9 protein-coding genes are annotated in these 6,901 nt (G+C 69.7%); 5 read left to right on the plus strand and 4 right to left on the minus strand.

The genetic code is table 11. The annotated features are described in order from the left end of the window. The first annotated feature begins 23 nt into the window (after positions 1-23). Both ABD151_RS19805 and ABD151_RS19810 read left to right on the plus strand, forming a co-directional pair. Entirely contained in the window at positions 24-617 is a 594-nt protein-coding gene (locus ABD151_RS19805; RefSeq protein WP_343996578.1) for a TetR/AcrR family transcriptional regulator, read from the plus strand. Beyond that, on the plus strand, positions 587-1,054 hold the full coding sequence (locus tag ABD151_RS19810) for a hypothetical protein (RefSeq protein ID WP_343996579.1): 468 nt from the start codon (positions 587-589) through the stop codon (positions 1,052-1,054). Before ABD151_RS19805 ends, ABD151_RS19810 begins: the two co-directional genes overlap by 31 nt. 3 nt (positions 1,055-1,057) lie before the next feature. On the opposite strand, the gene ABD151_RS19815 is transcribed toward ABD151_RS19810, so the two are convergent. Beyond that, entirely contained in the window at positions 1,058-2,059 is a 1,002-nt protein-coding gene (locus ABD151_RS19815) for a glutathione S-transferase C-terminal domain-containing protein (protein ID WP_343996580.1), read from the minus strand. Between the two features lie 45 nt (positions 2,060-2,104). Continuing rightward, positions 2,105-3,196: a histidinol-phosphate transaminase gene (locus ABD151_RS19820; RefSeq protein WP_343996581.1), complete on the minus strand. Its 1,092-nt coding sequence runs from the start codon at positions 3,194-3,196 to the stop codon at positions 2,105-2,107. A gap of 81 nt (positions 3,197-3,277) precedes the next feature. On the opposite strand from ABD151_RS19820, the gene ABD151_RS19825 reads away from it, so the two are divergent. The 3 genes from ABD151_RS19825 to ABD151_RS19835 are packed head-to-tail and all read left to right on the plus strand — an operon-like array spanning position 3,278 to position 5,000. After that, the gene (locus ABD151_RS19825) at positions 3,278-3,649 is read left to right on the plus strand and encodes a phage holin family protein (RefSeq protein ID WP_343996582.1); all 372 of its coding nucleotides are present in this window, start codon (positions 3,278-3,280) and stop codon (positions 3,647-3,649) included. Continuing rightward, the gene (locus tag ABD151_RS19830; RefSeq protein ID WP_343996583.1) at positions 3,649-4,146 is read left to right on the plus strand and encodes a low molecular weight protein-tyrosine-phosphatase; all 498 of its coding nucleotides are present in this window, start codon (positions 3,649-3,651) and stop codon (positions 4,144-4,146) included. The genes ABD151_RS19825 and ABD151_RS19830 overlap by 1 nt, the downstream gene beginning before the upstream one ends. Next, entirely contained in the window at positions 4,143-5,000 is an 858-nt protein-coding gene (locus tag ABD151_RS19835) for a fructosamine kinase family protein (protein ID WP_343996585.1), read from the plus strand. Before ABD151_RS19830 ends, ABD151_RS19835 begins: the two co-directional genes overlap by 4 nt. Positions 5,001-5,362: 362 nt before the next feature. On the opposite strand, the gene ABD151_RS19840 is transcribed toward ABD151_RS19835, so the two are convergent. Together ABD151_RS19840 and ABD151_RS19845 are read right to left on the minus strand one after the other, a co-directional pair. Next, positions 5,363-6,115, minus strand: a complete 753-nt coding sequence (locus ABD151_RS19840) for a Y-family DNA polymerase (protein WP_343996586.1) — start codon at positions 6,113-6,115, stop codon at positions 5,363-5,365. A 53-nt stretch (positions 6,116-6,168) separates the two neighbouring features. Next, a complete protein-coding gene (locus tag ABD151_RS19845; protein ID WP_343996587.1) occupies positions 6,169-6,456 on the minus strand; it encodes a LexA family transcriptional regulator in 288 nt (95 codons plus the stop codon). Positions 6,457-6,901: the final 445 nt, after the last annotated feature.

The raw sequence follows: 6,901 nt of genomic DNA on the forward strand, positions 1-6,901 counted from the left end.
GGAGAGTCGATAGGGTCTGAGCCATGGCTCGACCTCCCCATGCCCGCGAGAAGGCGCTCGACGCGTACGCCGAGATCCTGCGAGCCGACGGCGAGCGCGCCGCGACCATCGACGCCGTCGCCGCGCGCGCCGGCGTCTCGAAGGGCGGCGTGCTCTACCACTTCCCCTCCAAGGAGGCGCTCGCCGAAGCGCTGCTGGAGCGGTTCCACGAGGTCTCCGAGGCCGAGCTGATCGAGATGCAGACCGATCCCGAAGGCCCGTCGCGCAACTATGTGCGCACCTCCTGGCAGACCAGCGAGGAGGAGGACCCGATCTATCGTGCCGTGCTCCGACTCGCGCAGAGCTCGTGGCAGCCGGCGATCACCGCGATCGAGCAGATCCACAAGGCCTGGGGCGACCTGGTGCGCGGCGAGGTCGGCGACGAGGCCATCGCCGACGCGATCATGCTGATCGGTGAGGGCCTCTACTACCACTCCGCCATGCCCGGAACCTGGACGGCGGGCACCTTCGACCACTCCATCGACGACCTGCTCGCCGTCGTCGACCGCCTCAAGAAGCACGCCACCAGCTCATCGGAGCCGTACCCGTGGCCACCCTCCGCACCACCGACGCCCTGACCGCCGCCCTCGCCTTCGGCTGGTACGCGGCACCGGACGTGCTGCCCGAGCGCCGCTCACGGATCGCCGCCAAGGCCGCCCTGCTGGTCGGCGGCTCCCTGCTGATGGGCCTGCTGGAGCGCGACGCCCTTGCCGAGCTGACCGCTGAGGCACCGAGCGCGGGCAGCGGTGAGCAGCCGGATTCGAGCCGATCGTCGGCGCCGACGGAGCCCGAGGTGCCACTGGCCCCCGCGATGCGCGACGTCGCCGCGGTCGTCGTCAGCGGACTGGTCGTCGACCAGGTGATGCGCCGAATCAGCCGCCACCGCCGGGCACGGGGCAAGCGGTTCGCCCACCTGCCGGCCGCCGCGCTGGCCACCGGCTACACCCTGGCCACGGCACCGTGGATGCGCCGGATCGAGGACCGGGTCGACGCCGCGAACCGCGGCGCCGACTGAGTCTCAGAGCGCGTCGCGCCCGTGCGGCGTCGCCCAGCCGGACGGGTCCGGGCCGAGCGGGACGATCTGCGTGGGGTTGATGTCGCTGTGCACCACGTAGTAGTGCCGCTTGATCTGCTCGAAGTCGATGCTCTCGCCGAAGCCCGGGGTCTGGAACAGGTCGCGGGCGTAGCCCCACAGCGCGGGCATCTCGATCAGCTTGTTGCGGTTGCACTTGAAGTGCCCGTGGTAGACCGCGTCGAAGCGGGCCAGCGTGGTGAAGAGCCGCACATCGGCCTCGGTGATCGCATCGCCCATCAGGTAGCGGCGGTCGGTGAGCCTTTCCTCCAGCCAGTCCAGCGCGGTGAAGAGTCGCTCGTAGGCGGCGTCGTAGGTCTCCTGCGAACCGGCGAAGCCACAGCGGTAGACGCCGTTGTTCACCTCGGTGAAGACCCGCTTCATCACCACCTCCATCTCCTCGCGGACCTCCTCAGGCCACAGGTTCGGAGCATCGGGGCGATGGAACTCGCGCCACTCGAAGAAGAGGTCGTGAGTGATCTGTGGGAAGTCGTTGGTGACCACGGCCTTGGTCGGCACGTCGACGACCGCGGGCACGGTGATCCCACGCGGGTATTCGGGGAAGCGCGCGAAGTAGGCCTCCTGGAGCCGCTCGTAGCCGAGCACCGGGTCCCTGCCGTCGGGGTCGAGGTCGAAGGTCCAACTGCGCTGATCGTGCGTGGGGCCAGGAGTGCCGAGCGAGATCACGTCCTCGAGGCCGAGCAGGCTGCGCACGATGATCGAGCGGTTCGCCCACGGGCAGGCGCGCGCCGCGACCAGGCGGTAGCGGCCCGGCTCGACCGGCCAGGTCGGCACCTGGAGGGCTCCGGTCTCGGCGTCGGCGGTGACGTCGAGGCGGTCACGCGAGCGGCCGGGCTCCGCGGTGATCCGGTCCGGGATGTAGCGCATGTCGCGGTCGTAGGCCTTGCCGGCTTCGACGTAGGACGCCTTCGTGACTTCGGTTGCCATGCAGCCATGGTCTCAGGTTCGTGCTCGAGATAGTCAAACTCTCATCTATTCGCCCGGCCGCGCGAGCCGCTGCGCCAGCTCGATCACCCGGTCGTTGCCGACGTGCTCGCCGATGCTGGCCCGCACGCCCTCGCCGGCGAACGGTCGCACCGAGACGCCGAGCTGCTCGGCCGCCGTCACGAAGCGCATGGTCGCCTCCGGGTCGCCGGGGAAGGGGAACCAGCAGAAGTTGCCCTGGGCGTCGGGAACCTGCCACCCGGCCGCCCGGACTCCGGCCAACACCCGCTCGCGCTCGCGCACCAGGGCGTCGACGCGTCCCATCAGCGCCTGCACCGACGACAACGACGCCACCGCCGCCGCTTGAGCGACCGAGGAGACGCCGAACGGCGTGGCCACCGCGCGCAGCGGCGTCGCGATCTCGGGGGTGGTGATCGCGTAGCCGATCCTCAGGTTCGCCAGGCCGTAGGCCTTGGAGAACGTGCGCAGCGAGACCACGTTGGGGTACGCCGCCTGGAGCGCGAGACCGTCGACGGCGTCGTCCATCCGGACGAACTCCACGTACGCCTCGTCCACCAGCACCAGCACCTGCGGCGGGACCCGCTCCAGGAGCGCGGTCAACGCCGTCTGGGTGACGGCGGTGCCGGTCGGGTTGTTCGGCGTGCAGACGATCAACACCCTGGTCCGCTCGGTGACGGCGTCCGCAAGCGCGGCGAGGTCGTGCTCGCCGCCCTCGCGCAGCGGCACCGGGACCGACGTCGCGCCGGCCGCCGCGATCGCGATCGGGTAGGCCTCGAACGAGCGCCAGGCATGCACCACCTCGTCGCCCGGTCCGGCGAAGGCCTGCACCAGATGGAAGAGCAGGCCGACCGACCCGGTGCCGAGGGCGAGCCGATCGGCGTCGACGTCGAGGTGCTCGGCCAACGCGGCGTAGAGCTGGGCGTTGCCCATGTCGGGATAGCGGTTCAGCTGCTCCAACGCGGCCTGCGCTGCGTGCAGCACGCCCGGCAGCGGCGGGTAGGGGTTCTCGTTCGAGCTCAGCTTGTAGCTGGTGAAGCCCGGTCGGGAGGCGGGGGCGCGACCGGGCACGTACGGCGGGATCTCCGCGACCGACGCCCGGGGCAGGGGTGTGGTGACCATGCTGGCCACGTTAGTGGCGTTGCGCGACCCTGCCGAGCCTGTTCAACATCACGATTTCGTGGATTCTTCTAGGCTGTGGGCGTGAGCTTCCTGAGGTGGATGATTGCCAACGTCGCCGGCCTAGCGGTCGCGGCGTGGTTCTTCGACGGCATCTGGTTCGAGGGCGGTGACTGGCAGGAGAAGGTCATCCCCCTGCTGATCGTCGCGGCGATCCTCAGCGTCATCGACATCTTCGTGGCGCCGGTGGTCAAGATCCTCTCGATCCCGTTCATCATCGTCACCGTCGGCCTGTTCCTGTTGGTGATCAACGCGCTGATGCTGTTGCTCACCGACTGGATCGCCGGCGTCTTCGACGTCGGCTTCGGCGTCGACGGCTTCTGGACCGCCGTCGGTGGCTCGATCGTGCTGAGCATCGTGGGCTGGTTCGTGAACATCGTGGTGGCGGAGGACTGATGCTGCCCACGCCACGCACCGAGGGTCCGTACCGGGTCGCGCTGGTCTGCCTGGGCAACATCTGCCGCTCCCCGATCGCGGACGTCGTGGTCAACGCCCGCCTCGCCGACGCCGGCCTCGACGAGCTGATCGTGGTCGACAGCTACGGCACCGGCGACTGGCACGTGGGCGAGCCGATGGATCGCCGGGCCGCGGCGGTGCTCACCCAGCACGGCTACGACGCCACCCGGCATCGCGCCCGGCAGTACCCGGCCGCCGGCACCGACCACGATCTGGTGCTGGCGATGGACACCGACAACCTGGACGAGCTCGGCGGCGCCAGCGAGCGGGTCCGGCTGTTCCGCAGCTTCGACCCGGAGCCGGGCGACAGCATGGTGCCCGACCCGTACTACGGCGGCGACGACGGCTTCACGCTGGTGCTGCGGATGATCGAGCGGACCAGCGACGCGCTGGTCGAGCAGCTCTCGGGCCTGGCCGAGGGGTCGCGTCTGTCATGACCCGCAACCCGACCATCGCACGGCGAGCCGAGGAGCTGCTCGGCGCTGCGGTGGCGGCCACCTCACCGGTGGCCGGCGGCGACATCTGCACCGCCACCCGGGTCCGGCTCACCGACGGCAGGGCCGTGCTGATCAAGTCGCACGTGCATCCCCCGCCGGGCTTCTTCGCAGTCGAGGCGAGCGGACTGGCCTGGCTGGCGGCTGCCGCACCCGACCTGGTGCCGGCACCCCTCGCCGTCGACGACGACTGCCTGATCCTGCCCTGGATCGAGACCAGCAAGCCGACCCTGGAGGCGGCGGCCGACTTCGGCCGGGCGCTCGCGGCGTTGCACGGGGTCGGGGCCACGGGCTTCGGGCGCGACGGCGACGGCTTCATCGGGAGGCTGCCGATGCGCAACACCCCGCGCGAGAGCTGGCCGCAGTTCTTCGCCGAGAACCGGGTGCTGCCCTACCTGAAGCTGGCCCGCGACCGGGACCGGATCGAGCCGGAGGCCGCCGAGCAGATCGAGGCGGTGCTCCCCCGGATCGCCGAGTTGGTGCCCAGCGAGTCGGCCGCGCACCTGCACGGGGATCTGTGGAACGGCAACGTGCTGTGGTCCTCCGACGGCGTGGTGCAACTGATCGACCCCGCTGCCTACGGCGGCCACCGCGAGATGGACCTGGCCATGCTCGCGCTCTTCGGTCTGCCCCACCTGCAACGAGCACTGGACGCCTACCGCGAGGCGTTCCCGCTGGCTGAGGGCTGGGAGGACCGGCTGGCCCTGCACCAGCTCTTCCCACTGCTCACCCACGCCGCCATGTTCGGCGGCGGGTACGGCGCCCGCGCGGGTGCCGCTGCGGCGCGGTTCGTGTGACCATCTGATCGGGTGATGATCATGGCCGACGACGACCCGATCGACGACAGCGTGGCGATCATGATGAGTGGAGGCGCCGCGGCGAGCCGTGGTCGCTGAGGTGCTGGTGCGCCAGGCGCAACACGCGAAGCTCAAGCTGGCCCAGCAAGACCGCATCGCAGCTGAGGAAGCAGCCTCGCAGCTGGAAGCGCGAGGTGAAGCGCCAGAGGCGTTCTATCGGGATGCGGCCAGCCAAGAGTGGCTGGCGGGAGCGACTGTTGCCGACATCCGGGCCGCGGTGGGGGGCGCCCATCTGTGGGCAGAGATCGACCCCGCGCGATTCCCCGGAGCTGCCGAGGACCTGCGCGACCAGATGGTTGCGGTCAGCGCATCTCGGAACGGGTCGAGACGGGCTGGCCGAGCATCCGCGAGTACATCAGCTGCTGGCGGTCTTTCGGAGTGAACCCGACCGGCTGGCACGGCACGTCGGCGAGCTCGCAAGCGGTGCGCTCGACCACCACCGACCAGCGGCGCCGGATCACGCCGGCATCTGCGCGGGCGAGGTCGGCCGCGGTCACGATGCCCAGGCCGGCGAGGCGGGCGTTCAGGCGTGAAACGATGCCCCAGACCTCAGAGACGGGGGTGGCGGTTAGGAGTTCGTCGACGTCCCGACTTGTCCAGGTGGTGAGGCCGGCGCCGCTCGCCTTGGCCTGGCGCTGTGCGACCTTCGCCAGGGTTTTGGTGGGGCCGATTCCAACCGCGGCGGGCAGGCCGGTCCGGGTGCGGACCCGGGTCTGGGCGGTCGCGGCGACGGCGGCTGGTTCGTGGTGGGGGAGCGCCACGAAGACCTCGTCGACGCTGTAGGTCTCGGCGTCGGCCGAGACGGTGGCCAGGGTGTCGTGGAAGCGGGAGGAGAAGGCGCCGCACTCCTCGTAGTTGGAGCTGCAGACGATCAGGTCGGCCAGGTGCGGCTTCTCGCGGAGCTTGAACCACGGGTAACCCATCGCGACGCCGAGCTGCTTGGCCTCATCGCTTCTCGAGACGGCGCAGCCGTCGTTGTTCGACAACACGATGACGGGCTTGCCCTGCAGGCGCGGGTCGAGGACGCGTTCCACGGAGACGAACATGCAGCGCACGTCGACGAGCGCGATCGGTCAGCTGCGGTTCTCCAGGCCCCAGCTGACGCCGGTCATCCCGCGGCCCTGCGCGCGGTGCTCTCGCCAAGTTGTCCGAGGGGTAGGTGATGGATCAGGACGGTCGCGACGCCCCACGGCTCGCCCTCTGTCGTCAGGGGGATCTCCTCGAGGTCGGTGACCAGCACCGCGGCGCCGTCGCGCACCTCGAAGGTCCCGAGGCGGTGCTCGTCGTCGTCGACGACGACCAGGACTCGGCCGGGAAGCGGCGTCAGTGAGCGGTCGACCAGAATCTCGTCTCCTGCGTGGATGCCGAGGCTGGCCAGCGCGTCGGGAGGTGACACGCAGGACGAACGTCGACGTCGGCCGGCGCACCAGGTGGCGGTCGAGGGAGATCGGACCCTTGTAGTAGTCCGAGCTGGGTTGGGGAACGACGCGGTGGCCTCCACCGCCGGACCCCGGGTGCTCGAACGTATGTTCGACATGGGTGCAAGGGTAACCCAAGGGTCTCCCTGCAGCACTTCTTCAGTTCGCGCGCCTGCGCGGCAACCGAGGCGTACCCTCGAAATCCCACCGAAACGGACCGAAAAGACAAATATTGACAAACGAATGTTCCGCAAGTTGACCTACGCAGCAGTTGGGGTCTTCGCGGCCATCGCCTGGGCTCCTCGCTGAACCTCAGGACTGCGGGTTATGGCGTTCTGCCTACGAGTGCCAGCACCTCGCCCTATGTTTCGAGCGACTTGGGGTAGTCGGTCTATTCACGGAGGAACCGTATGAACCGCTCGA

This window comes from Nocardioides dubius, from assembly GCF_039528155.1.
Classification (GTDB): domain Bacteria; phylum Actinomycetota; class Actinomycetes; order Propionibacteriales; family Nocardioidaceae; genus Nocardioides; species Nocardioides dubius.